Raw genomic sequence first — 24,086 nt, forward strand, 5'->3', positions numbered from 1 at the left:
GGTCAGTGCGGCCAGCGCCGGAATACGAGCGAAGTGTTGATGCCGCCGAAGGCGAAGTTGTTGCTCATGGCGTATTCGCCGTCGATGCGGCGGCCGTCGCCATCGAGGTAGTCCAGCGCGCCGCAGCGCGGGTCCACGTCCTCCAGATTGAGCGTGGGATGGAACCAGCCTTCGCGCAGCATCTCCAGCGTCACCCAGGCCTCGAGCGCACCGCAGGCGCCGAGAGTGTGGCCGGTGTAGCTCTTCAGTGAGCTGATCGGCATGCGCTCGCCGAAAACGGCATTCGTGGCCGCGGTCTCGGCGATGTCGCCGTGGTCGGTGGCGGTGCCGTGGGCATTGACGTAGCTGATGACGTCCGGCGCAAGGCCGGCATCGTCCAGCGCCAGGCGCATCGCCACCGCCATGGTCGCGGCATTGGGCTGGGTCACGTGCTGGCCGTCGCTGTTGGTGCCGTAGCCGACGATTTCCGCATGGATGGTGGCGCCGCGCGCCAGCGCATGTTCCAGGTCTTCCAACACCAGCGTGCACGCGCCCTCGCCCACCACCAGGCCGTCGCGTGCAGCGTCGAAGGGCCGTGGCGTCAGTTGCGGAGTGTCATTGCGGTTGCTGGTGGCGAACAGGGTGTCGAACACGGTGGCGGCGGTGACGTCGAGTTCCTCCGAACCACCGGCCAGCATCGCCACCTGGCGCCCAGACTTGATCGCCTCGTAGGCATAGCCGACGCCCTGGCTGCCCGAGGTGCAGGCGCTGGAAGTGGTGATGATGCGGCCGGTGATGCCGAAGAACACGCCCATGTTCACCGGCGCCGTGTGGCTCATCATCTTGATGTAGGTGGTGGCGTTGATGTACTGCGTGTTCATCTCGGCCAGCATGCGGCCGAAGTCGCTCATGGACGACGGCGTTCCGGCGGACGACCCGTACGAGATGCCAACTTTCCCGGATTTCAGCAGCGGATCGCCCAGCAGCCCCGCATCGATCAGCGCCAGCTCGCTCGCGCGGGTCGCCAGCAGGGCGACACGCCCCATGCTGCGGGTGGTCTTGCGGTGATAGTGGTCGGGCAGCTCGAAGTCCGCGCAGGGCACGCCCAGGCGCGTGTTCAGTCCCTTGTAGGCGCCCCACTCTTCGTAGGCCCGCACAGCGTTGCGGCGCGACTTCAGCCGTGCCAGCACCGTCGGCCAGTCGTGCCCCAGCGGACTGAGCGCGCCGCGCCCGGTGACCACCACGCGCCGCATCAGACCATGCCCCCGTTCACCGAGATCACCTGGCGGGTGACGTAGGCCGCTTCGTCCGACATCAGGAAGGCGACCACGGCCGCGACTTCCCCGGGTTTGCCGATGCGGCGCAGCGGGATCATCTTCATCGCTTCCTCGACCACTTCGGCCGGAAGCATCTCGGTTTCGATCAGGCCCGGGGCGACGCAGTTGACGGTTATCTGGCGTTTGGCCAGTTCCAGCGCCAGCGCCTTGCTGGCGCCGATGATGCCGGCCTTGGCCGCGCTGTAGTTGGTCTGCCCACGGTTGCCGGCCACGCCCGACACCGAGGACAGGGTAACGATGCGGCCCGGCTGGCGCCGGCGCACCATCGGCATCACCACCGGCTGCAGCACGTTGTAGAAGCCGTCCAGGTTGGTGTGGATGACCTCGTCCCACTCTTCGCCGCTCATCGCCGGGAAGGCGTTGTCGCGGGCGATGCCGGCATTGCAGACCACGCCGTGGTAGGCGCCGTGGCTTTCGATGTCGGCCGTGATCGCCGCGGCGCAGCCGGCGCGGTCGGCGACATCGAACTGGATCACGCGGGCGCTGCGGCCCAGGGCGTTGACCTCGGCAGCCACCGCTTCGGCGTCTTCGCGCCGGCTGCGGCAGTGCACGACCAGGTCGAAACCGTCGCGCGCCAGGCGCAGGGCGATGGCGCGGCCGATGCCGCGGCTGGCGCCGGTGACCAGGACGGTGCGTTCACTCATGAGTTCGGATTTCCCAGGTAGGCGTCGGCATCGGGTGGTTCGAACACCGAGACGTTGGCGGTGGCGATTTCCTCGTCGCCGTCGTAGATGCGGCAGGCGAACAGGCCCAGGCCGTTGTCGCCGAACAGTTCGCAATGGGCGTCGATGCGCAGCCGCAGGCCCAGCGCCAGCGTGGCGCGATGGGCCTGGTAGCGGCGCGTACCGAGCAGGAAGCCGGGTTTCACCGGCTCGCCGCGGCGCAGCGCCCGGCCGCCGGCCCAGGCCGCGATGCACTGGGCCATGTATTCGATGCCGACCCAGGCCGGCAGCTGGTCGCCGTCGAGGAAGGGATGGTCGTCACGGATCACCGCTTCGACCGACACGTCGTCGTCCTCACAGCGCAGCACGCGGTCGATCCACAGCATGCCGCCACGGTGCGGCAACATGCGTTCGACGGCGGCCTGGCGCGGGTCGTTCATGCCGCCCCCAGGACCAGGGCGGCGTTGCTGCCGCCGAAGGCAAAGGACTGGCTGAGCACATGGCGCAGCGGTTGGTCGGCCCGCGCACCCGGCGTCACCAGGTGCAGCGGCGCCAGCGCCGGGTCCACTTCGCCGTCCCACCAGTGCGGCGGCAGTGCACGGCCGCCATGGCGCGTCAGCGCCAGCCAGCACAGCCCCGCTTCGATCGCGCCGGCCGCGCCCAGCGTGTGGCCGGTCAGCGGTTTGCTCGAACTGCAGGGCGTGTCGGCGCCGAACACACGCGACACGACGGCGGCTTCCATCGCGTCGTTCTGCGGCGTGGCGGTGCCGTGCAGGTTGACGTAGCCGATGTCGGCCGGCTTGAGGCCGGCGCGCGACAGCGCTTCGTGGATGGCGCGTTCGGGGCCTTCACCGGTCGGCTCGGGCGCGGACATGTGGTGGGCGTCGGAACTTTCGCCCCAGCCGGCGAGGCGCACCGGGCCGGGTTCGCGCGTCATCAGGAACAGCGCGGCACCCTCGCCGATGTTGATGCCGTTGCGGTGGCGCGAGAACGGATTGCAGCGGGTCTGCGAAACCGAAGCCAGCGCGCTGAATCCGGCAACCGTGAATTCGCACAGGGAGTCGGCGCCGCCGGCGATCACCGCATCGGCCAGTCCGGCGCGCAGCAGGCGAGCGCCGGAGGCCAGGGCCTTGGCGCTGGACGAACAGGCGGTCGAGATCACGTGCGCCGGCCCGCGCAGGCCGAGCACGTGGGCCAGGTAATGCGCAGGCGTGCCCATCTCCTGCTGCGCGTAGTGGAAGTCCTGCGGCCAGCGGCCATCCCGATGGAATGCGCGGTGCGCGCGCTCGCTTTCACCGACGCCCGAGGTGCTGGTGCCCAGCACGACGGCGACACGGTCCGGACCGTACCGATCGACCGCACGTTCGACCTCGGCGCGGATCGGCGCCAGTGCGAGTTCGATCAGCGCATTGTTGCGTCCCTGCAGCGGAGCGGCCATTGCCCGAGTCCGGGCATGGGTCCGGGGACCAGGCCGAGCGCCAGCCGACGGTTGGACGTGACCGTGTCGGTCGGCGCGACGCCACGCGGCGCGTCTGACGCGAAGAGGTTCGCGGCGACCCCGTCCACGTCGCGGCCCAGGGCATTGGCCATGCCGAGCGTGTTGAGGAACACCTCGCTCACGGCGCCACCGGTACGGAATGGATGTCGAGCACATAACCCTGGCGCCGCTGGCGGAGCCGGACATGAGTCGCGGAAACGTAGACCACGGTGGCGACGATCTCGCCGTCCTGCAGCAGCCGGCGGTTGCTGCTGGCCTCGGCCAGGTGCCATCCGGCGGGCAGGCGCGCATTGATCGCCGCCACCGGCCAGTACACCAGCTGCAGGTCGTCGAGCACGCGTTCGCCCGACAGCACCGGCGGCAGCCATTCAGCGCGAGTCTGGTCCAGGGTCGTCCCGTTCCAGTCCACGCGCAGCGCGACCTGGCCCTGCGCGTGCATGACCAGGCGCACCGACGCGGCATCCACTTCCACCAGCGCTTCGATGCTTTCGCGTCGCTCGCCGTGGTGGAAATCGAGCCGCTGCCGCAGCACCAGCTCGCGACCGAGCTCCGCCGGTGCCAGCCGCAGCGGTGGCATGGCGCCCGGCGCAGGCGCGCGCGTCGGTGCGCTGGCGCAGGCGGCCAGCAGTGTCGTGGACAGCACCAGGCTCAGGAAACGGAACACAGTTGCTCCAGTACGGCGAGGCGCCGCTTGTTTTCGGCAACGTAGGGATTGCGCGTGTCCCAGGCGTACCCGGCCAGGATCGCGCAGATCATGCGGCGGATGTCCGGGGTCGGGTTGGGATGGAAGATGATTTTCTGGAAGCCGCCGGCGTACCAGGCATCGACGAAGCAGCGGAAGGTGTCCACGCCCGCGCGCAGCGGCCTGCCGTAGTCCGCTTCCCAGTCCACCGGCTCCCCGGCGAACACACGCTGCAGGCAGGCGCTGGCCAGGCTGGCGGACTTGAACGCTATGGTGACCCCGGATGAGAACACCGGGTCCAGGAATTCGCCGGCATTGCCCAGCAGCGCGTAATTCTTGCCCCAGAGCGACTTCACGTTGGCCGAATAGCCGACGATCTGTCGCGCCGGCGTGTCCCATCCGGCCCCGGCGAGCAACTGCGACAGCCCCGGGTCTTCACCGACGATGGCACGCAGGCGCTCGGTCTCGCTGCCGGTGTATTGGTCGAGGAAGGCCGTCTCCGCGACCACGCCCAGCGAACAGCGGCCATTGGAGAACGGGATGGTCCAGTACCAGACATGGTCGTGCCTGGGATGCACGGTGATCAGGATCTTGTTGCGGTCGAAAGCCGCCGAGCCCGGCGCGATGTTGTCGCGCACGTGGGTGAAGATGGCGCCGCGCACTGGGAAACCCGAGGGGCTTTCCAGCTTGAGCATCCGCGGCAGGATGCGCGCGAAGCCGCTGGCGTCCAGCAGGAAACGCGCCTGCACCGCATAGGTTTCGCCATCGGGCGAACGCACCGTCACGCGCGGCCGGTCGCCTTCGACGTCCACCGACAGCACTTCGTGCCGGTAACGCACCGTGGCGCCCAGACGCTCGGCCTCGTCGGCCAGCACCTTGTCGAAGTCGGCGCGCTGCACCTGGTAGGTGGTGCCCCAGCCTTCGGAAAACTTGTCGCGGAAATCGAACTGCGTGTGCCGGCCGTCGCGCGCGAAGGCGGCGCCGTTCTTGTACTGGAAGCCGGCCTCGATCACGGCCTTGAGCATGCCCGCCTGTTCGATGAACTGCATGCTCTGCGGCAGCAGGCTTTCGCCGATGGAAAACCGCGGGAACTGTTCCTTCTCCAGCATCAGTACTTCCCTGCCCTGCTGGCGCAGCAGGCCGGCGGCCACGGCTCCGGCCGGGCCGGCGCCGATGATCAGGATCTCGACTTGTTCGGTGCGCAGGTCCATGGGGGCTTGGGTGCTCAATGGGGTGAGGGTTCGGGACGGAAACAGGGCGACAGCACCCAGACCAGGCCGATGCCCAGCAGCAGGCTCAGGCCGAAGCTGTGCAGGGCCGGGGTGGCCGACAGCGCCAGCAGGCCGAAGGCCAGCAGGGTGCTGGCGGCACCAAGGAGACGGCCAGCCAACTGGCCGGGTCGTCGCGATGTTCAAGCAGGAAGATGCCGTAGTCCACCCCCATGCCCAGCAGCAGCAGCTGCGCCAGCACGCCGAACAGCTGCAGTGGTACGCCCAGCCAGCCCAGGGTCGCCAGGCTCAGCGCGGCGGCCAGCGCCGTCGGCAGCAGCGCACGCCAGGCGTGGCCGCGGAAACGCAGGAACAGGGCCAGGGCCACGGCCGCATAACCGGCCAGCAGCAACCCGCCCATCTTCTGCCGGTACTCGCCGAGCAGGCGTGAATAGGTGGCGGTGCGGTCCACCCAGCGCACGCCCGGCAACTGTTCGCCCAGCGTCGCCAGTGCAGGCAGGGCGGCGCGGTCCGGGCCTTCCAGCAGGACCACACTGCCCCACTGCCCGTCCACTTCACCCAGCCACAGCGGGCGCAGCGGTGCGGACACCGGGTGCACCAGCCAGTCGTCCGGTGTCAGCGGCGGGTGCGTGCTGTCGGCCGGCGGGACGGGTTCGTCCAGTGCAGCCGCGGCGCGCGACCGTGCCGCGTGTTCCGCGGTCGCGACCAGGCGGGCATCGGCCTGCTGCCGAGCCGTCGAGGGCAGCCAGTCGCTGACGGCACGCCAGCCGCCCAGCTCGCCGGCCTGCACCAGCGGGGCGAGTCGATCCGTCAGCGCCTCTTCGGCCTGCCGCAGCGTTTCCGGGTCGTCGCCACTGACCAGGAAGTACTGCGCCGGACTCGGCAAACCCAGCTTCCGGCCCAGCGCCTGGTCCTGTGCCAGCAGGGCCGGCGGCGAACTCTGCAGGCTGCGCAGGTCGTCATCTACCCGCAGCTGCGACAGGCCGCCGGCGATGAAGGCCAGCACGACCGCAGCCATCACGTAGCCGCCCGCCCCGGGACGCCAGCGCGGCCAGATGGCCAGGCTGCCGGCGACAGCGTGCGCGAAGCGGCTGGTACGCGGTGTGCCTCGATCGAGCCACGGGAACCACAGCACCACCGTGAGGAAGGCCGCGACCAGGCCGGTGGCCGAAAACAACGCCATCTGCCGCAGCCCCGGGAACGGCGCCAGGCCCAGGGCGAGATAGGCCAGCGCGCTGGTGACCAGGGCCAGTGCGAGTCCCGGCAACAACGCACGCAGCAGGGATCGCGGCGCCTGCCCGGGCGTGGCCTGGCGGCTGGCGAAATAGTGGATGCCGTAGTCCTCGGCCACGCCGACCAGGCTGGCGCCGAACAAAGGGGTCAGCAGGTGCACCTGCCCGAACACCAGCGCGGTCGCCGCCACGCCGGCCGCGACACCGACCAGCAGCGACAGCGCCACCAGCAGGATCGGCCGCAGGCTGCGGAACGACAGCCACACCAGCAACACCACGGCGGCCAGCGATCCCAGGCCGATGGTATTGACCTCTCGGCTGGCCTGGGCCGCGGCGGCTTCTGCATGCAGGGGAACACCGCTGCGCAAGACTTCGAGTGGCGTGCCGGCCGCGTCACGCGCGGCGGTTTCAGCCGTTTCCAGCGCGTGCTGCAGGCGTCGTTCGCCGTCGAGCGCGAAGGCCGAGGTGCGGCTTTCAAGACGCAGCACCGCCCAGCGGGCCTCGCCCTCCTGCAAGGTCAGCAGGCCATCTAGCGGCTGCACCCGCCCTGCCCTCGCCTGCCACCAGTCCGGCCACAGTCCCAGCGGGTCATCCTGCCAGCGCATCAGGCCGCTGCCGGGGCCGAAACCGTAGAGCGCGGCGAGTGCGGATTCCGCGAGTGCCGCGGCGTCCGTTGTTTCCAGCCGTTTGCGCTGTGCCGGAGTCAGCAGGCCGCGGCGGTGAGGGGCATACAGGGCCAGCGCCTGCGCCAGCGTGTCCCCGTCGTCGTGCACGGCGGCCAAGGGTTGCGGCGGTTGATCCAGAGCGGCGAGGAATGCGGCCGAGGCGCGGCGCGTGCCGGCCCAGTCCCCGGCCTTGAGCAGCACGACGACCTGGCGCGTGGCGGCTTCACCGATGCGGGCGTTGGCCGCGCGCTGCAACGCGTCCTCGCCTTCGCCCGGCAGCAGGGCCATGACGTCGCTGTCCAGCCGGGCGTCGCGCCAGAAGCCGGTCTGCTGCGCGCCGATCGCGACCACCACGGCCAGCCACAGCCAGGCCAGCAGCGGCCACAGGCGTGCGCGGGCTTGCGTGGGCTCAGTCAAACCGCGCCGCCTCGGCCGGGCTGGCGGTGGCCGGTTCGTCGCTCAGTTCGAGGAACCGGAGCGTGGTGTGGTCGCCGCCGGTTTCCTCCAGCGCCACCTCGTCCACATGTTCGTCGCCGCGCAGTTCGATGACGCGGAAAACCCGCTGCAGTCCGGCATCGCGTGGATGCAGCCGCAGTTGCCAGCGGCCATCGGGCAGGCGGTCTTCGTTGATCTCGAACTGCGGCGCCAGCGCGTCCAGGTCTCCGGCGACCAGGGCCAGCAGCAGCGAATTCACCGACGCCATGGCAGGCGAAACGGCGGCATCCAGCACTACCCGGGTGCTGCCGTCGGGTTGCCGGGTGAGCAGGCGGTCGCGTGTCAGCACCGTGCTGGAGGCGAAAGGCTCGGTGGTGTCCCAGATCACGCCGCGGTCGCGCAGCAACAGGAAACGACCGCGCGAAAGCAAAGGGTTCTTGAAGCCCTGCAACTGCTTGCGCTGCTCGAAGCTTCCGCGCAGTACCGCCGGCCGGGCCAGTCGGCCGCGGGCATCGTCGCTGGCCGCCTGCGGCGTCATGTCTTCGTTGGCGCACGCCACGGGCGAAGCCGAGGCCAGCAGCGCGGCCAGGATTGCCGCGGCGAAGGCCCTGGTCACGGCGACAGGCCCAGCCGCTGCCGCAGCACCGTCGGCGAGGCGTAACACATCTCGCCCGTCGCCATGTCCACCGCCACCTGGATGCTGTGTGCGCGCGTCAGGACTTCGCCGGTGGCGGCGTCGCTGACCAGGTAGTCGATCTTCAGCCGGTTCTCCCACTCGACGATCTGTGCGCGCACCTTCAGGCGCTGGCCGAACCGCGCCGAACGCACGTACTTCACGCGCAGGTCAACGATCGGCCAGGCGTAGCCGGAGTCGCGCATCTGCGGGTAGTCGTAGTCGTAGCGCTGCAGCAATGCGCAGCGCGCCAGCTCCAGGTATTTCATGTAGTGCCCGTGCCAGACCACGTCCATCGGGTCCAGGTCGTGGAAGGCCGGCGTCAGCTCGATCTCGGCGGAAAGATCAGTCGGCATACAGGCTCCATGCCTCGGCGCGGATCGCCGCCAGCAGCTGGCGCAGCTCGACGTCCAGCGCCCGGTCCTCGACCACCAGCGGCAGGCGCGCCGCCAGGTCGGCGTACATCGCCTCGGGCGCTGTGGCCAGTTGCGCGCCGCCATCAAGCGCGCGACGCAGGGCGATGCCCTGGCGTGCGGTGACCAGCAGCGCGGCGGTCACCTGTTCGGTCAGTTCGATCACCCGCAGCGCATCGCGCGCGGCGATCGTGCCCATGCTGACCTTGTCCTGATTGTGGCATTCGGTGGAACGCGAGAACACCGAAGCCGGCATGGTCAGCTTCAACGCCTCCGCCGTCCACGCCGAGACGCTGATCTGCAGCGCCTTCAGGCCGTGGTTGAGCGAAGCGCGGTCGCCGCTGGCGGCCGAAAGGTTGGCCGGCAGACCGTGGTTGTAGCGTGCGTCCACCAGCAGGGCCATCTGCCGGTCCAGCAGGTCGGCCAGGTTGGCGACCAGGTTCTTCAGCGAGTCCATCGCGAAGGCGATGTGGCCGCCGTAGAAATGGCCGCCGTGCAGCACCATCTCCTGCTCGGCATCGATGATGGGGTTGTCGTTGGCGCTGTTGAGCTCGTTCTCGAGGTTGGCGCGCAGCCACGGCAACGCGTCCTCCAGAACGCCGATCACGTGCGGTGCGCAGCGCAGCGAGTAGCGGTCCTGCAGGCGCTGTTCGTTGCGCGGCGGCCGGTCGGCGGCCAGGTCGGCGCGCAGACGCGCGGCCACGCGCTGCTGGCCCGGATGCGGTTTCACCGCGAACAGCGTCTGGTCGAAGTGGTGCGCGTTGCCGGCGCTGGCGACCACGTTGTAGGCGGTGATGCGCGTGGCCAGGCGCCCGAGGTGGTCGGCGCGGCCGAAGGCGAGGCAGGCCAGCGCGGTCATCACCGCGGTGCCGTTCATGATCGCCAGGCCTTCCTTCGGGCGCAGGCGCAGCGGCGACAGGTCATGTGCGGCCAGTGCGTCCGCGGCCGGTTTCACCTGGCCCTGGTGCCAGACTTCGCGCTCGCCGCACAGGGCGGCGGCGACGTAGGACAGCGGCGTCAGGTCGCCGCTGGCGCCGACCGAGCCTTCGGCCGGGATCAGCGGCAGGATGTCGTGCGCCAGCAGCGCCTCGAGCTGCCGCAGCAGGCCCAGGCTGACGCCGGACACGCCCTGCGCCAGCGACTGCAGGCGCACCAGCAGCACCGCGCGGGTCTCCTCCGGATCAGGAACCGCCCCAGCCCGCAGCCGTGGTAGGCATAGAGGTGGTGCGGCAGTTCGTCCACCAGGGCCGGTGGAATGGCCACCGTGCAGGAGTCGCCGTAGCCGGTGCTGACGCCATAGACCACGCCGTCCTCGGCGATAAGGCGGTCCACGAATTCGGCGCCGCGGTTGATGCGCGCCTGGAACGACGGGTCCGCCGACAGCACCGGACGTGCCTGGCGGCGGGCGACCGCGAGCACGTCCTCGATCCGCAGCGGACGGCCGTCGATCAGGATCGGACGTGGATCAGGAATCGCGGGCATCGGTGGTGGTGTCCCAGAAAGGAAAGAAGTTGAACCAGTCGTAGGGCGATTCTCGCAGGCTGGCGGCCAGCCAGTGCGAAAACCGGCCGGCATGGGCGTCCAGCCCGGCCTGGCGGTCGCCGCGGGCCAGCACCACCTGGTCGGTCATCGGCTGGATGCGGGCGTGGTAGCCCTCGCCCTCGTGCAGGCAGGACAGCAGCCAGACCGGGCAGCGCAGCACCGCAGCGATCAGGTAGGGGCCGGCGGGCAGGTCCACCGGGTGGCCCAGGAACACCGTGCGGGCGATGCGGTCGCCCGACACGGGCACGCGGTCGCCGGCGATGGCGATGAACTCGCCGGCCGCGACCCGGTCGGCCAGCAGCATCGCCGTGGTCGGCGAGAAGTCGGTGACCTGCATCAGCCGCACGCTCGCGTCCGGGTTCAGGCGTTCGAGGATACGGTTGAAACGCTGCGCATGCGCCGTGTGCACCAGGATGGTCACGCGCAGGCCCTCGCGCCAGCCGGCCGCCATCTGCATCAGCTCCAGGCAGCCGGTGTGGGCGGTCACGATCACCCCGCCCTGCCCCGTGCGCTGCGCCCTGCCCAGCATGTCGGTGTGGCCGGTGAAGGCGACTTTCGACCGCGGGTAGTGGCCACCGATGGCCAGCATCTTGTCGAGCAGGGTTTCGGCGAAACGCAGGAAGTGGCGCAGGCTCGCGCGCGCCGGGTTGCCGGGCGAACACGCCGGGTTCGGCAGCATGCAGCCGCCGCAGGTATTCCAGCGACGAACGCCGCGCCAGCGGACTGCCCAGCCAGTAGGCGAACACCACCGGGTACAGGCAGGCCCGGAACGGCCAGCGCCCCAGCCACCGGTAGATGCCGTACAGCACCCAGGTGCCGCCGACGAAGGTGCTTTCGCCCAGTTCGGCCCAGTGCCGGCGTTTCATTGCCGCACCAGTTTGCGCGCCAGCAGCCGCGGCAGGCGCCACAACATCCCGAGGAACAGGCGGGTGTGCATAGCGGTGATACGCACGTTGTCGCGCCAGAGGTCGAAGTGCGAGACGCCGTCCTCGGGATACGTCACCCGGGTCGGGCGGTTGCGTACCGGTACGCCGTCCCAGTGCAGGCGGACGATGATCTCGGTATCGAAATCCATGCGCCGGCCGATGCGGGTACGGTCGAGCAGGCGCAGGGTCGGCGCCAGCGGATAGACGCGGAAACCGCACATCGAATCGGCGATGTCGAATGACAGCGTGTTGATCCAGACCCAGACATGGCAGGCGTAGCGGCCGTAGAGCCGGCTGCGCGGCACCGAGTCGTCGTAGACCGGGCGGCCGTTGATGATCGTGTCCGGCTCGGCGCGTGCCTGCGCCAGGAAAGCCGGCACGTCGGCGGTGTCGTGCTGGCCGTCGGCATCGAGCTGCAGCACGTGGCTGTGGCCGCGGCGGCCGGCTTCGCGCAGCCCGGCCATCACGGCGGCGCCCTTGCCCTGGTTCGGCTCCAGTCGCAGCAGCGAAATCCAGCCCGGTTCGGCCGCGGCCAGTCGGCGCAGCGTTCCGGCGCAGTCCGGGCCGGAGCCGTCGTCCACCAGCAGGCAGGGCACGCCGTGTGCACGCAGCCGGTCCATCAGCGGCACGATCGCCCGCTCGTGGTCGAAGACCGGGATCACGATCAGCGGCGAAAATCCCGGCTCATGCCGCCGCCCCGGGATCGAACAGCAGGCGACCGCTGGCATGCACGCCATGGTCCGACCGGTAGCGGAAGCCCAGTTTGCCGGTGCCGGGCTGCCAGTCGAGTTCGACCTGCAGGGTCGTGCCCGGGCGGACGAGGTGGTGGAACTTCACCGTCTCCATGCACAGGAACGTGGCGGGAATCGCGAACGCTTCGCGCCCCAGGCGCACTGTCCAGTCGAGCATGGCCACGCCGGGCAGGATCGGCGACTGCGGGAAGTGGCCGTCGAAGGCGGCCAGTTCGGGCCGCACTTCCGGGGTGAGGCGGGCGTGGTTGTGATCGCGTTCGAGCCAGTGCGGCACCGGCATGTGCGGGTGGAACAGATCGGCCAGTTGGCGTTCGCTGGTCTTGCCGCGGGTGTCGCTGGGCAACACGTCGAGGAAACGCCAGCGGCGCGGCAGCGCGATCGCTTCGGTGTGCCCGGACAGCCAGGCGCGCAGCACGTTGCCGAGTGCAGCCTTGCCCTGCCCTGCCAGAAGCTTGCGCCCTTCGGTGCTCGGCACGGCAGCCACCGCGACCAGGATGCGATGGCCAGGCAGGGCGATCACGCGCGCTTCCGACAGCAGTGGAGATTCCAGCAGGCGACGTTCGATCGCGCTGAGCGAGATGCGGCGTTCCTCCAGCTTGAGGATACGGTCGGCGCGTCCGCGCAGCTCGAAGCCGCCGTCGGCATGGGCCAGCGCGCGGTCCTGGGTGGTGTACCAGTGCTCGTCGGCCAGATGCGGCGAGCGCAGTTCTAGCAGGCCCTCGCGGATGCGCCAGGCGACGCCGGGCAGCGGCTGCCAGGGTTGCGGCAGGCCGCCGCCGCGGCGCCAGGCGATGCCGCCGGTTTCTGTGCTGCCGAACACTTCGATGGCCGTCTGCCCCCAGAGCCGCTGCACGTCGTGCGCGGCATCCGCCGGCAGCGGGCCGCCCGAGGAAAACACCGCGCGCAGGCCGCGCGACAGCGCCGTCCAGTCCTGGTTGTCGGGCAAACGCTTGAGGTGTGCCGGGCTGGCCACCAGCACCAGTGGCGGCGGGCCCAGCGCGGTCAGTTCCTCGTTGTAGGCCAGGCGCCGGGGTGCGAAGGCGCGCTGCGCCGACAGCGGCCAGAGCAGGCGGAACAGCAGGCCGTAGATGTGCTGGTGCGACACGGTGCCGTGCACCACCGCGTCGCCAATCAGTGTGCCGAACTGCGTTTCCAGCGCGGCGATTTCCCGGTCCAGCTGGCGCAGCGTCTTGACGATGGCGCCGGGCTCGCCGGTGGAACCGGAGGTGTAGAGCACGAGCCGGCAGCTGTCGGCGTCGAGTTCCTTGTCCACCGGCGCTGGTGCAGCGGTCGTGGGCTTCCGGCCCTGCGGCAGGTCGCCCGCCCAGCCCTGCACCTGGTCCGAAAGCCGGGCCAGGGTGGCGGGCAATGTGTCGCCGGGCAGCCACAGCGTCTTGCCGGCCTGCCAGCCTCCGAACAGCGCGGCGGCGAATTCGAGGCCATCGTCCAGGTGAAGCGCGTGGTTGATACCGTTTGCCGCCTCGAAACACGATCGCCAGGCGGCGATGCGGGCGAGGAACTCACCGCGCGTGACATCGGCGGTCACGGCAAGGTCCTGCGGCGCCGACGACGCCAGCGCAAGCCGTGCCAGCGGTATGCGGGAATCAGCGCTCATGACGTGGCCGCAGCAGGCGTTCGCCCAGGAACATGGCGCCGATCAGCAGGTAGGCGACCAGGCCGTTGTACAAGGCCCAGGTCGCATCCGACGCGGCCAGCGCCGTCCACAGGGCGATGCCGCCGTTGACCGCGAAAAACAGACACCAGGCCCGGGTTACCTTGGCGACATAGGCAATCGCCGCGGGCGGCAGGTCCGGGTGTTGCAGGCGGGCCAGGCGTTCGATCACGGTCGGGGATGCCGCAGGCTGAGCGCGAACACCGCCAACAGCGCGGCATTCACCAGCACGGGGTAGAGCTTGAGCGGCAGGCCATCGTTGCTGAGCCAACTGGCCAGTACCAGCAGGCCGGCGCCGGCCGCCGCGCCCAGCCAGACCGGCTCGCGCGAGGCGAGCGCACGCAGCGCGGCCAACAGCAGCAGGAACAAAGCGACCCAGCGCGGCTCGAAGCGCGCGAGCCCGTACCAGATCGCCAGGGGGTACAGCAGGGTCGCCAGCCAGGCCAGGGCCGTCGCGGCGCGCATTCAATCGCCTGCGTGTGATTCGGCGCCAACGTGCATCATGCCGTGCAGGGCATCCACCACGTCCTGCACGGTGCGCACGGAACGGAAAGCCTCCGGCTTGAGGTTGCCGCCGAGCAAGGGCTTGAGCTGCACGATCAGGTCCACGGCGTCGATGCTGTCGATGTCCAGGTCTTCGCCGAGTTTCGATTCCAGGTTCACTTTGGCGGGATCTATGCCGAAGGTGTCGTGGAGGATGGCGACGATGCGCTGGAAAAGCTGGTCCTTGGTCATGGTCTTGCTCGTGCGGTGCGACGGCCGGGCGGCCTTACAAAGTGCGGTTGGCCGCCACGAACGCGCTCAGTGCGCGCACGCTGGCGAAATGCTGGCGGGTTTCTTCGGAATCGGCCGCCAGGGTGACGCCGTACTTCTTCTGCAGCGCCAGTCCCAGTTCCAGGGCGTCTATCGAGTCCAGGCCCAGGCCTTCGTTGAACAACGGCGCCTCGGGGTCGATGTCCTCGGCGGTGATGTCCTCGAGTGACATCGTGGTGATGATCAGTGCCTTGATTTCAGGTTCAAGCGCCAACACGTGCCAACTCCGTCTTGAAGGTTTCGCCCAGGTGCCCGGTTAAACGGCGCGCCGCCAGGGCTTCGGCGGTCCCGCCCGCCAGGAACGGCGCCACCGGGATATCGGGCAGGACCTCGATCCGTACGTGAAATCGCCGTGAAGGCACACGATACCATTTCTCCCCTTTCCCCAGCGTCCGCGGCGTGCAGGAGACCAGCACGGGCGTCACGTCCAGGCCACCCCGCACCGCGATATTCGCGGCGCCCCGCTGCAGTGGCCCGAGGTCGGCGCCGGGCGGGGTCCGGGTGCCCTCCGGGAAGATCACCAGGTTCTTTCCTGAACGCACCGAGGCGATGCAGTCGTCTATCAGCCCGGCGCCATTGTCGTTGCAGATGTAGCCCGTGGCCTGCAGCGGGCCGCGCGTGAATGGGTTGCGGGCGAGCCGTGCCTTCACCACGCAGTCCGCTTCGGGGATGCGCGAGACCAGCAGCACCACGTCGATCAGGGTCGGGTGGTTGGCCAGCACCAGCAGGCCGCGCCGCTGCAGGCGTTCAAGCCCGTGGATCTCGTAGGTCATGACGCCGATGCGGTGCATCAGGCCGACATGGCCCGCGAAACTGTGGCGGATCAGGGAGCGTGCGATCCGCCCCTGCCGAGGCAGGTCGCGTACGCACAGCCGCAGCATCGGGAACACGACCAGCCCCAGCAGCACGCCACCCAGGCCGAAGGCCACGAAGGACACGCCGGTGCCGAAGATCCGCCAGAGCCGGTCCAGGCGCTCACCCATGGCGTCGCCAGCGCCGGCCGCTGCGTGGCGAGGCGAGGACGGTTTCGCCGGACAGAAAGAAACGCAGCACGTCCAAGCCATGCGGCAGCAGGTGTGCACCCGACGGAGGCACGTCGGCTTCGGCCGGTTCCAGCGAGAAGACGGGCTTTCCGGTTTCCGGCGGTCCCAGGCGCCAGGCCCAGGCGAAAAAACATTCCGGTTCGTCGCGGAAGCCGGCGTAGTCCTCCGGCGTCGGCCCTTCGTAAACCACCACCAGCACATCACGTGCGCCCTCGGCCAGCAGGGCCAGGGCTTCGGTCACGGCGGCTTCGGCGGACTCGGGGCCAGCCGAGACGGCGAGGTAGTTGCCGGTCAGGGTGCGCGCGATCGAATACTGGGCGGCGATGGCGTTGTGGGTGGACAGGCCGAAATGCGTGGGCGACAGCGGTTCGCCACGAGCCAGGCCGCCCAGCATCTCGAAGGTGCGGGCGATGTCGCCGTGCCGGGAAGCGAAGACCATCGGGGTTGTTTCGCCGTAATCGGGCTGGCAGCGCCAGGCAACCTGCAAGGCCATGCGGCCAAGGCGCTCCAGGCGGCGACGCTGCATGGCGGGCATCTCGGACAGCGCCGGCACATCGTCGCCTTCGGGCAACCAGGACCGGGCAGCCCAATCGTGCCAGGCCTGGGCGGAGTCTAGGCCCGGGGCGAACGCGGCCCAGGACAACACGCTGAACTGGTTGTTCATGCTTCCCGGCATCTTGTGATTTGATCGCGAGCCTCGAGGGCGGTCATCTTCCCATTCCCGGGGCGGAACAAACAAAAAAGCCCGGCGTTAGCCGGGCCTTCTGGACATCGCTGCGCTGGCGTCCCCACGGGGATTCGAACCCCGGTCGCTACCGTGAAAGGGTAATGTCCTAGGCCTCTAGACGATGGGGACTTGGACAGCGTGTCTTTGAATCGGTGGTGGAGCTAATCGGGATCGAACCGATGACCTCTACAATGCCATTGTAGCGCTCTCCCAGCTGAGCTATAGCCCCACCGAAGGAAGAAGCGGAAGTTTAGACAGGCGCCGCGGACTCGTCAAGCACAGGCCACGTTTTCTCGTCGGCCGCTTCCGGCTCGATGGCCGAAAGGGTGTGCGGGCCATGCCCCTGCCCGTCCAGATAGTCCAGCCACTTGTTGAGGAAGCTGTTCATGCGCAGGCGATGGCTGAGCATCGCCTGCACGCTGGGGCGCAGGCCGAGCACGTCCTGCCAGTGGCGGCCGACATAACAGTGGGTGACTTCGGCCTGGCGGGCGTCGCGGTAAAGCCGCACGTAGGCCGATGGGTCGGGCTGGCCGGTGACGGCGTCGTGCATCCGGTAGCTGAGCCGCAGTTCAACCGTGTACGGGTGTTGTTCAAGCACTTCGACCAGCAGGTCCAGGCCACCGGGAATACGCGAGACATATGTGCCGGCGGGCAAGGCCTGCGGCTGGAACATGCGGCTCAGGCGCTGGAAATTCTCGCCGTACAGTCCCATGAGCCAGGCGAAGCGGCTCAGGTGGGGCAAGGCGTTGCGATGGCGTCCGGCGGCCGGCATGGGCCGATGCTAGCACAGCGTCCCGGACACTCCGGGGCTCAGAACATGTGCCGGTGGATGCCCTGTTGCGCCAGCACTTTGCCGGCGATTTCCTCGATCGAGGTATGGGTGGTGCTGAGTGCGGGAATGCCTTCCTGGCGGAACAGCGCCTCGGCGGCGGCGACCTCGGAACGGCAGGTTTCGATCTTCGCGTAGCGGGAATTGGGCTTGCGTTCCTCGCGGATCTTCTGCAGCCGCACCGGGTCGATGGTCAGGCCGAACAGCTTGCGGCGGTGGCGGACCAGTCGTTTGGGCAGTCCGGCGCCCTCGAGGTCTTCCTCGGTCAGCGGGTAGTTGGCGGCTTTCACGCCGTAATGCAGGGCCATGTACAGGCAGGTCGGCGTCTTGCCCGAGCGGGACACGCCGACCAGGATCACATCGGCGTCGTCGTAGTGCAGGTCGATGCCGTCGTCGTGGGTCAGGGCGTAGTTGGTGGCGTTGATGCGCTGTTCGTAGGCGGCGAAATCCACCATGCCGTGGGCATGGCCGACCCGGGGTTCGCGGCGGATGCCGAGTTCGTGTTCCAGCGGGCTGATGAACGGGGCGAACAGGTCCAGCATCAGGGCGCCGCTTTCGGCCAGCAGGCCGTTGAGGTCGGGGTCCACGACCGTGTTGACGATCACCGGCCTGCAGCCGGCCACGGCCCCGGCCTGGCGGATCTCGGCCACGGCGGCCTCGGCCTTCTCCACGCTGTCCACGAAGGCGATGCGCCGGGTGTCGAATTCGACCCCGTTGAACTGGGTCAGCAGGCTGTGGCCGATGGTTTCGGCGGTGATTCCGGTGCCGTCGGACACATAAAAAACCGGTCGAACTCCCGCCATGCCGCACTCTCCCTGCCCGCGTCGCCTGGCGACGCATGAATTCCTTGTGGATTCAAGCTTGTATGGGGTAGCCCCGGGGTCGCATCATACGCAGCTTGAAACCTCTCTTGTGGGGCGCCCGCCGGCGGGCCGTGCCCCCTCCCCGAGCGATTGGAGACCCCCTTGAACGCCGATGTCCTGTGGCTGCACGAACTCCGCCTGACCGACCTGGCCCAGGTCGGCGGCAAGAATTCCTCGCTGGGCGAGATGATCGGCAACCTGGCGCAGCTGGGGGTCTCGGTGCCCGGCGGCTTCGCCACCACGGCCGATGCCTTCCGCCGGTTCATCGCCCACAACAACCTGAGCCAGCGCATCTTCGACCGCCTGGCCCAGCTTGATGTCGAGGACGTGGACGCGCTGGTCAATGCCGGCGGCGAGATCCGCGGCTGGGTGATCGAGGCGCCGCTGCAGCCGGACCTGGACCAGGCGATCCGCGAAGGCTACCGCCGCATGTGCGCCGAAGCCGGCGCCAAGGACATCGCCGTCGCCGTGCGTTCCTCGGCGACCGCCGAGGACCTGCCCGACGCCAGCTTCGCCGGCCAGCAGGAAACCTTCCTCAATGTCACCGGTGAGGACGACGTGGTGCGCAAGGTGAAGGAAGTCTTCGCCAGCCTCTACAACGACCGCGCCATCGCCTACCGCGTGCACCACGGCTTCAAGCACGAGGACGTGTTCCTTTCGGCCGGCGTGCAGCTGATGGTGCGTTCCGACATTGGCGCCTCGGGTGTGCTGTTCACCTGGACACCGAATCGGGTTTCCGCGACGTGGTGTTCGTGACCTCCAGCTATGGCCTGGGTGAGATGGTGGTCCAGGGCGCAGTCAATCCGGACGAGTTCTACGTCTACAAGCCGACGCTGCAGCAGGGCAAGCCCGCGATCCTGCGGCGGACCATTGGCTCCAAGCTGATCCGCATGGTCTATTCCGACCAGCCCGGTGAGCGCGTACGCATCGAGGACACGCCGGAAGAGCTGCGCAACCGGTTCTCGGTGACCGACGCCGACGTCGAGGAACTCTCGCGCCAGGCGCTGACGATCGAAAAACACTACGGCCGCCCGATGGACATCGAGTGGGCCAAGGACGGCAACACCGGCAAGCTCTACATCGTGCAGGCGCGCCCCGAGACCGTGAAGTCGCGCGCGCGCACCACCCAGATCGAGCGCTACCACCTGCAGGCCCGCGGCCCGGTGCTGTCGGAAGGTCGCGCCATCGGCCAGAAGATCGGCAGCGGCGTCGCCCGCGTGGTGCGCAACCTGGCCGAGATGAGCAAGTTCCAGGCCGGCGACGTGCTGGTGGCCGACATGACCGATCCCGACTGGGAGCCGATCATGAAACGCGCCGCCGCCATCGTCACCAACCGCGGCGGCCGCACCTGCCACGCGGCCATCATCGCCCGCGAGCTGGGCGTGCCGGCCGTGGTCGGCACCGGCGACGCGATGCAGGTGATCAAGGACGGCACGCCGGTGACGGTCAGCTGCTCCGAAGGCGACACCGGCTACATCTACGAAGGCCAGCTGGGCTTCGAGGTCACCACCACCGACCTGGGCAACATGCCCCTGCCCCGCTCAAGATCATGATGAACGTGGGCAACCCGGAACGCGCGTTCGACTTCGCGCAGCTGCCGCACCAGGGCATCGGCCTGGCGCGCCTGGAGTTCATCATCGCGCGCCAGATCGGTGTGCATCCGCGCGCCCTGCTCGAGTACGAGAAGCAGTCGCCGGCGCTGAAGGCGCAGATCGACAAGATCACCGCCGGTTATTCCGATCCGGTGTCGTTCTACGTCGAACGCCTGGCCGAGGGCATCGCCACGCTGACGGCAGCCTTCGCGCCGCACCCGGTCATCGTGCGCCTGTCGGATTTCAAGTCCAACGAGTACGCCAACCTGGTCGGCGGCAAGGAATACGAGCCGCACGAGGAGAACCCGATGATCGGGTTTCGTGGCGCCTCGCGCTACGTGCACCCGGACTTCAAGGACTGCTTCGCGCTGGAATGCCGCGCGGTGCGCAAGGTCCGCGACGAGATGGGCCTGGACAACTGCTGGATCATGATCCCCTTCGTGCGCACGCTCGAGGAAGGCCAGGCGGTGATCAACACGCTCGAGGCCAATGGCCTGGTGCGCGGTGTCAACGGCCTGAAGGTCATCATGATGTGCGAGCTGCCGTCGAACGCCCTGCTGGCCGACGAGTTCCTGGAGATCTTCGACGGCTTCTCGATCGGTTCCAACGACCTGACCCAGCTCACCCTGGGCCTGGACCGCGACTCGGGCATCGTCGCGCACCTGTTCGACGAGCGTAATCCGGCGGTGAAGAAGATGCTGTCGATGGCGATCTCGGCGGCCAAGGCCAAGGGCAAGTACGTCGGCATCTGCGGCCAGGGCCCGTCCGACCATCCGGACCTGGCAGAGTGGCTGTTCCAGCAGGGCATCGAGTCGGTGTCGCTCAACCCCGACACCGTCGTGGACACCTGGCTGCGTTTGGCCAAGCTCAAGGCCCAGTGATGCGGCCGGCGGCGGCGGATCAAATCGGCGCCACCGCCCCGGGCCTGCTGTCGCAGGCCATGGCTTCCGACTGGCTGCTGCGCATCGGCCTGGCCCTGCTGATCGCCGGGCTGGGCATGTGGCTGGCGCGTCTGCTGTCGCGGGCGCTGGATCGCGGGATGGGCCGTTTCGGGGTCGAACAGATCCTGCGCGACTTCCTGCGCAACCTGGCCTATGCGATCGGCCTGATCGTGGTCTTCGTGGCGGCGCTGGATGCCTGGGCGTGCCCACCACGTCGCTCCTTGCGGTTCTGGGTGCCGCGGGCCTGGCCATTGGCCTGGCGCTGAAGGATTCGCTGTCCAACATCGCCTCGGGCGTGATGCTGATCGTGCTGCGCCCGTTCCGGGCCGGCGACGCGGTGGTGATCGCGGGCCAGGAAGGCATCGTCGAACAGGTGCGGATCTTCCAGACCCTGCTGCGCACCTACCAGAACCACGACGTGATCCTTCCCAACAGCCAGATCACGACGGCGCCGATCATCAACTACACCGCCCGCGCCCAGCGGCGCATCGACCTGCCGGTGGGCATCGGATACAACGACGACCTGGCAGAGGCGCGCGCGGTGCTGCTGGGGCTGGCGGCCCGGAATTCACGCGTGTTGAAGGATCCGGCCGCCGACGTCCTGGTGACCCGGCTCGGCGAGAGCAGCATCGAGCTGGTGCTGCGTGCCTGGTGCGCCACGCCGGACTACGTCGAGGTCCGCAGTGAACTGATCGAGGCGATGGCGCGCGAGTTCTCCAACGCCGGCATTTCCATTCCCTATCCGCAGCGCGACCTGCACGTGTACCACCATGACGCCGATGGACGGCCGTTGGCGCAGGTCACCGCGGCGGTCGACGACCCCGACCGCGGCTGATCAGCCGCCGACCACCCGGTTCCGGCCGGCGTGTTTGGCGTCGTACAGGTGCTGGTCGGCGCGTGACACCAGCCGCTCGTGGTGCGACAGGCCGGTGCGTCCGGCGACGCCGATGCTGGCGGTGATCTTCAGGCCCGGTGCGAAATCGCTGCAGTCGATGGCCTCGATCGCCTGGCGCAGGTGTTCGGCCTGGCGCAGTGCTTCGGCCATGTCCATCTGCGGGAACAGCAGGGCGAACTCCTCGCCGCCCCAGCGCGCCACGCGTTCGTCGCCGCGCCAGCGCCCGACGTTCTCCCGGCCCATGCCTTCCTGCATCGCCTTGGCCACGCGGCGCAGGGCTTCGTCGCCGACGTCGTGCGAGAAGCCGTCGTTGATGCGCTTGAAGTGGTCGATGTCGAGCAGTCCGAAGCACAGCGGCTTGTCGCCCAGCACGGCGTCCTGGTAGGCCGCGGCCAGGGTCTCGTCCATGCTGCGGCGGTTCGGCAGCCCGGTCAGGGCGTCGGTGCGCGAGAGCTGTTCGAATATCTCGCTCTGCTTGCGGATGGTCTCGTTCTTCTGCTCGAGTTCGGTGTTCTTCTCGCTCAGTGCACGGGTGCGGTCCTCGACCACACGGCTCAGCTGCGCTTCGCGCGACTTCAGCTGGCTGACGCGGGCGCGGTAGAGCGCGTACAGGAACAGCGCCAGGGTGGCGCCGGCCAGCGGCAGGAACCAGGCGCGCTGGTACAGCCGCGGCTGGATTTCGAAGTTCACCGACGCCGTTTCCGGGCTCCAGCCACTGCCGCGCTGCGCGGCGCTGACCTGGAAGCGGTACCGGCCCGGCGGCAGGTTGGTGTACTGGGCGTTGCGGCGCTGGTTGCGTTCGACCCAGCCGTTGTCGAAGCCCTCCAGGCGGTAGCGGTAACGGATCTGCTCGGGTGTGCGGTAGCTCAGGCTGACGTAGTCGAGCTCGAGCTTGCGGGTGCCCGGCGGCAGCACCAGGTTGCCGTTGGCGCTGGCATTGCGGTCGTCCACGCGCAGGCCTTCGATCACCACCGGCGGCGGCGCCAGCTGGTAACGCGGCAACTGGTCGGGCTGCACCACCGACACGCCCTTGGCCGTGGCCACCCAGATGCTGCCGTCTGCGGCGCGCAGCGCGGCCGGACCGGCGCCGCCGTTGCACTGGGCGCTGCCCATGCCGTCGGGCTCGGCGAACTGCTGGTAATCCAGGCCCTGCTGGCGGCCATCGGCCACCGCCTCCATCTCGTCGCGGCGCACATAGACCACGCCGGCATTGGAGGTCAGCCAGAAGTTGCCGTAGGTGTCGACCACGACCTGGAAGATGGTGTCCACCGGCAGCCCCTGCGCGGAGCCGACGATGCGCAGTTCCTCGCCGCGCAGGCGCACGACGCCGCGGTCGGTGGCCAGCCACATCGTGCCGTCATCGTCCTCGTGCATGCCGAACACGTCCTGTGCCTGCTCGAGCGAACTAAGGTCGTAGGTCTTGGCCTTGCCGTCAGAGATCAGCGCCGCGCCGTTCGTGGTACCGACCCAGATGTCGCCGCGCCGGGTCTCGAACAGGCTGAGGATGAAATTGCGCGGCAGGCCGTCCTCCTCGCGCAGCACCTGGTTCTGGCCGTCCTTGCTGCGCAGCAGCCGCGCGACGTTCCCACCCACAAGGTGCCGTCGCGGCCCGCCACCACCGCGCGCACTTATGGTTGGACGGCAGGCCGTTGTCGCTTGTCAGCCGTTCCCGCACCGCGCCGTCCTGCCAGCGCGCCAGGCCGGTGGAATAGGTGCCGACCCAGATCGAATCACCCTCTTCCGCCAGACTCAGGATGGCGTCACCGGACAGGGCTTCGGTCTGCTCGACCGTTTCGTCCTGCCAACGGTCCAGGCCACGGCTGGTGCCGATCCAGATGCTGCCGTCGCTGCCCTGCAGCAGCGCACGCACATAGTCGTCGGAGAGGCCGTGATGGCTGTCCAGGGTGATGAAGGGTGTATCGGCGAAGCGCAGCAGCCCGGCATTGGTGCCGACCCAGACGCTGCCCTCGCGGTCCGCGAACAGTGAGGCCACGCGGTTGTTCGGCAGGCCCTCGGCCGCGTCGAAGGTTTCCAGTCCGCGGCTGCCCAGTCGCATCAGCCCGCGGTTGACGGTACCGATCCACAAGCTGCCCTGGGCGTCTATCTGCAGGCTGGGAATCGCTTCCGCCGGGAAGTCGGGCGTGACCAGGCCGAATTTGCCGCTCCGGCCGACATACACGCCCTTCTCCGTGCCCACGTACAGGTCGCCATTGTCATCCATGGCCAGGCTGAAGGCCGAGCCGGCCGGCAGGCCGGCGTCGGCGGAGAACGACTGCACGCGGTCGCCCTCGATGCGCGCCACGCCTTCGCCGGTGGCGACCCAGACCGCGCCGGCGCCATCTTCAAGCAGCGCGAAGGTGTCGTCCGAGGGCAGACCCTGTTCGGTGCGGAAATGGGTGGCCTGGCCACCGTCTAGCCGGGTAACGCCGCGGCTTTCGGTGGCTACCCACAGTCGCCCGGCATGGTCCTCGATGGCCGCCGCCAGTTCGTCCTGGCCCAGGCCTTCGGCGGTGGTGTAGGTGCTCCAGGTTTCGCCGCGCATCACGCTGACACCACCGCGCGAAGTCGCCACCACCAGCGCGCCGCTGAAACCGACCCGCACCGAGCGGATGCCGTTGTCGCGGATCTCCGGCACGTTCTGGCGGCCGAAGCTGCGGAATTCCTGGCCGTTGTAGCGGACCACCCC

General features: G+C 68.9%; 25 protein-coding genes, 2 tRNA genes and 3 pseudogenes. 4 read left to right on the forward strand and 26 right to left on the reverse strand.

Annotated features, from left to right (window positions below; genetic code table 11):
• Positions 1–2: 2 nt before the first annotated feature.
• From FRZ33_RS10635 to ppsR, 24 genes and pseudogenes are all read right to left on the reverse strand, one after another.
• Positions 3–1,232, reverse strand: coding sequence for a beta-ketoacyl-ACP synthase (locus FRZ33_RS10635; protein ID WP_146909559.1), 1,230 nt, complete (start codon positions 1,230–1,232; stop codon positions 3–5).
• Positions 1,232–1,960 carry a 3-ketoacyl-ACP reductase FabG2 gene (locus FRZ33_RS10640; RefSeq protein WP_146909560.1) on the reverse strand — a complete coding sequence of 243 codons (729 nt, stop codon included), beginning with the start codon at positions 1,958–1,960 and terminating at the stop codon, positions 1,232–1,234. The genes FRZ33_RS10635 and FRZ33_RS10640 overlap by 1 nt, the downstream gene beginning before the upstream one ends.
• Positions 1,957–2,418, reverse strand: coding sequence for a hotdog family protein (locus FRZ33_RS10645; protein WP_146909562.1), 462 nt, complete (start codon positions 2,416–2,418; stop codon positions 1,957–1,959). The genes FRZ33_RS10640 and FRZ33_RS10645 overlap by 4 nt, the downstream gene beginning before the upstream one ends.
• The gene (locus tag FRZ33_RS10650; RefSeq protein WP_146909563.1) at positions 2,415–3,416 is read right to left on the reverse strand and encodes a beta-ketoacyl-ACP synthase; all 1,002 of its coding nucleotides are present in this window, start codon (positions 3,414–3,416) and stop codon (positions 2,415–2,417) included. Before FRZ33_RS10650 ends, FRZ33_RS10645 begins: the two co-directional genes overlap by 4 nt.
• Positions 3,380–3,598, reverse strand: a complete 219-nt coding sequence (locus tag FRZ33_RS15620; RefSeq protein WP_146909565.1) for a hypothetical protein — start codon at positions 3,596–3,598, stop codon at positions 3,380–3,382. The genes FRZ33_RS10650 and FRZ33_RS15620 overlap by 37 nt, the downstream gene beginning before the upstream one ends.
• Positions 3,595–4,140 (reverse strand): DUF3261 domain-containing protein, encoded by a 546-nt coding sequence (locus FRZ33_RS15245; protein ID WP_158637193.1) that lies wholly within the window; start codon positions 4,138–4,140, stop codon positions 3,595–3,597. Before FRZ33_RS15245 ends, FRZ33_RS15620 begins: the two co-directional genes overlap by 4 nt.
• Entirely contained in the window at positions 4,125–5,369 is a 1,245-nt protein-coding gene (locus FRZ33_RS10665; protein ID WP_227977782.1) for an NAD(P)/FAD-dependent oxidoreductase, read from the reverse strand. The genes FRZ33_RS15245 and FRZ33_RS10665 overlap by 16 nt, the downstream gene beginning before the upstream one ends.
• Before the next feature lie 85 nt (positions 5,370–5,454).
• Entirely contained in the window at positions 5,455–7,701 is a 2,247-nt protein-coding gene (locus FRZ33_RS10670) for an MMPL family transporter (RefSeq protein ID WP_227977788.1), read from the reverse strand.
• Positions 7,694–8,335 carry an outer membrane lipoprotein carrier protein LolA gene (locus FRZ33_RS10675; protein ID WP_146909569.1) on the reverse strand — a complete coding sequence of 214 codons (642 nt, stop codon included), beginning with the start codon at positions 8,333–8,335 and terminating at the stop codon, positions 7,694–7,696. The genes FRZ33_RS10670 and FRZ33_RS10675 overlap by 8 nt, the downstream gene beginning before the upstream one ends.
• Positions 8,332–8,748, reverse strand: coding sequence for an acyl-CoA thioesterase (locus tag FRZ33_RS10680; protein WP_146909571.1), 417 nt, complete (start codon positions 8,746–8,748; stop codon positions 8,332–8,334). The genes FRZ33_RS10675 and FRZ33_RS10680 overlap by 4 nt, the downstream gene beginning before the upstream one ends.
• Positions 8,738–10,380, reverse strand: a pseudogene (locus tag FRZ33_RS10685) (HAL/PAL/TAL family ammonia-lyase). The gene FRZ33_RS10680 and the pseudogene FRZ33_RS10685 overlap by 11 nt, the downstream one beginning before the upstream one ends.
• Complete coding sequence (locus FRZ33_RS10690) at positions 10,271–11,026, reverse strand: lysophospholipid acyltransferase family protein (protein ID WP_227977790.1); 756 nt, start codon at positions 11,024–11,026, stop codon at positions 10,271–10,273. The pseudogene FRZ33_RS10685 and the gene FRZ33_RS10690 overlap by 110 nt, the downstream one beginning before the upstream one ends.
• 183 nt (positions 11,027–11,209) lie before the next feature.
• Positions 11,210–12,001: a glycosyltransferase family 2 protein gene (locus FRZ33_RS10695; RefSeq protein ID WP_146909573.1), complete on the reverse strand. Its 792-nt coding sequence runs from the start codon at positions 11,999–12,001 to the stop codon at positions 11,210–11,212.
• Positions 11,958–13,640: an ApeI family dehydratase gene (locus FRZ33_RS10700; RefSeq protein WP_146909574.1), complete on the reverse strand. Its 1,683-nt coding sequence runs from the start codon at positions 13,638–13,640 to the stop codon at positions 11,958–11,960. Before FRZ33_RS10700 ends, FRZ33_RS10695 begins: the two co-directional genes overlap by 44 nt.
• Positions 13,630–13,869 carry a COG4648 family protein gene (locus FRZ33_RS16315; RefSeq protein ID WP_227977792.1) on the reverse strand — a complete coding sequence of 80 codons (240 nt, stop codon included), beginning with the start codon at positions 13,867–13,869 and terminating at the stop codon, positions 13,630–13,632. The genes FRZ33_RS10700 and FRZ33_RS16315 overlap by 11 nt, the downstream gene beginning before the upstream one ends.
• A complete protein-coding gene (locus FRZ33_RS16320; protein ID WP_227977794.1) occupies positions 13,866–14,162 on the reverse strand; it encodes a hypothetical protein in 297 nt (98 codons plus the stop codon). Before FRZ33_RS16320 ends, FRZ33_RS16315 begins: the two co-directional genes overlap by 4 nt.
• Positions 14,163–14,432 (reverse strand): acyl carrier protein, encoded by a 270-nt coding sequence (locus FRZ33_RS10710; RefSeq protein ID WP_146909576.1) that lies wholly within the window; start codon positions 14,430–14,432, stop codon positions 14,163–14,165.
• Positions 14,433–14,466: 34 nt separating this feature from the next.
• Positions 14,467–14,682, reverse strand: coding sequence for a phosphopantetheine-binding protein (locus FRZ33_RS10715; RefSeq protein WP_425480635.1), 216 nt, complete (start codon positions 14,680–14,682; stop codon positions 14,467–14,469).
• 31 nt (positions 14,683–14,713) lie between these two features.
• Positions 14,714–15,493 carry a lysophospholipid acyltransferase family protein gene (locus FRZ33_RS10720; RefSeq protein ID WP_146909579.1) on the reverse strand — a complete coding sequence of 260 codons (780 nt, stop codon included), beginning with the start codon at positions 15,491–15,493 and terminating at the stop codon, positions 14,714–14,716.
• A complete protein-coding gene (locus FRZ33_RS10725; RefSeq protein WP_146909581.1) occupies positions 15,486–16,217 on the reverse strand; it encodes a beta-ketoacyl synthase chain length factor in 732 nt (243 codons plus the stop codon). Before FRZ33_RS10725 ends, FRZ33_RS10720 begins: the two co-directional genes overlap by 8 nt.
• Positions 16,218–16,333: 116 nt before the next feature.
• Positions 16,334–16,409 (reverse strand) — tRNA-Glu (locus tag FRZ33_RS10730).
• A gap of 24 nt (positions 16,410–16,433) precedes the next feature.
• Positions 16,434–16,509 (reverse strand) — tRNA-Ala (locus FRZ33_RS10735).
• A 21-nt stretch (positions 16,510–16,530) separates the two neighbouring features.
• Positions 16,531–17,052 (reverse strand): DUF1249 domain-containing protein, encoded by a 522-nt coding sequence (locus tag FRZ33_RS10740; protein ID WP_146909583.1) that lies wholly within the window; start codon positions 17,050–17,052, stop codon positions 16,531–16,533.
• 38 nt (positions 17,053–17,090) lie between these two features.
• Positions 17,091–17,912, reverse strand: coding sequence for a posphoenolpyruvate synthetase regulatory kinase/phosphorylase PpsR (gene ppsR / locus FRZ33_RS10745; protein WP_146909584.1), 822 nt, complete (start codon positions 17,910–17,912; stop codon positions 17,091–17,093).
• 246 nt (positions 17,913–18,158) lie between these two features.
• Between ppsR and FRZ33_RS16975 the strand changes: the two are divergent.
• The 4 genes and pseudogenes from FRZ33_RS16975 to FRZ33_RS15255 form a co-directional block, all read left to right on the forward strand.
• A pseudogene (locus FRZ33_RS16975) lies at positions 18,159–19,048 on the forward strand (PEP/pyruvate-binding domain-containing protein); the annotation flags it as partial.
• A gap of 228 nt (positions 19,049–19,276) precedes the next feature.
• Positions 19,277–19,525, forward strand: coding sequence for a PEP-utilizing enzyme (locus FRZ33_RS16980; RefSeq protein WP_265468776.1), 249 nt, complete (start codon positions 19,277–19,279; stop codon positions 19,523–19,525).
• A complete protein-coding gene (locus FRZ33_RS16985) occupies positions 19,525–20,445 on the forward strand; it encodes a putative PEP-binding protein (protein WP_265468611.1) in 921 nt (306 codons plus the stop codon). The genes FRZ33_RS16980 and FRZ33_RS16985 overlap by 1 nt, the downstream gene beginning before the upstream one ends.
• Positions 20,445–21,340 (forward strand): annotated as a pseudogene (locus tag FRZ33_RS15255) (mechanosensitive ion channel family protein). Before FRZ33_RS16985 ends, FRZ33_RS15255 begins: the two are co-directional and overlap by 1 nt.
• On the opposite strand, the gene FRZ33_RS10760 reads toward FRZ33_RS15255, so the two are convergent.
• Both FRZ33_RS10760 and FRZ33_RS16325 read right to left on the reverse strand, forming a co-directional pair.
• The gene (locus FRZ33_RS10760; RefSeq protein WP_146909588.1) at positions 21,341–22,942 is read right to left on the reverse strand and encodes a GGDEF domain-containing protein; all 1,602 of its coding nucleotides are present in this window, start codon (positions 22,940–22,942) and stop codon (positions 21,341–21,343) included.
• Positions 22,833–24,083, reverse strand: a complete 1,251-nt coding sequence (locus tag FRZ33_RS16325) for a ligand-binding sensor domain-containing protein (RefSeq protein ID WP_146909590.1) — start codon at positions 24,081–24,083, stop codon at positions 22,833–22,835. The genes FRZ33_RS10760 and FRZ33_RS16325 overlap by 110 nt, the downstream gene beginning before the upstream one ends.
• Positions 24,084–24,086 lie beyond the last annotated feature (3 nt).

The organism is Arenimonas daejeonensis, assembly GCF_007993735.1.
GTDB lineage: Bacteria > Pseudomonadota > Gammaproteobacteria > Xanthomonadales > Xanthomonadaceae > Arenimonas > Arenimonas daejeonensis.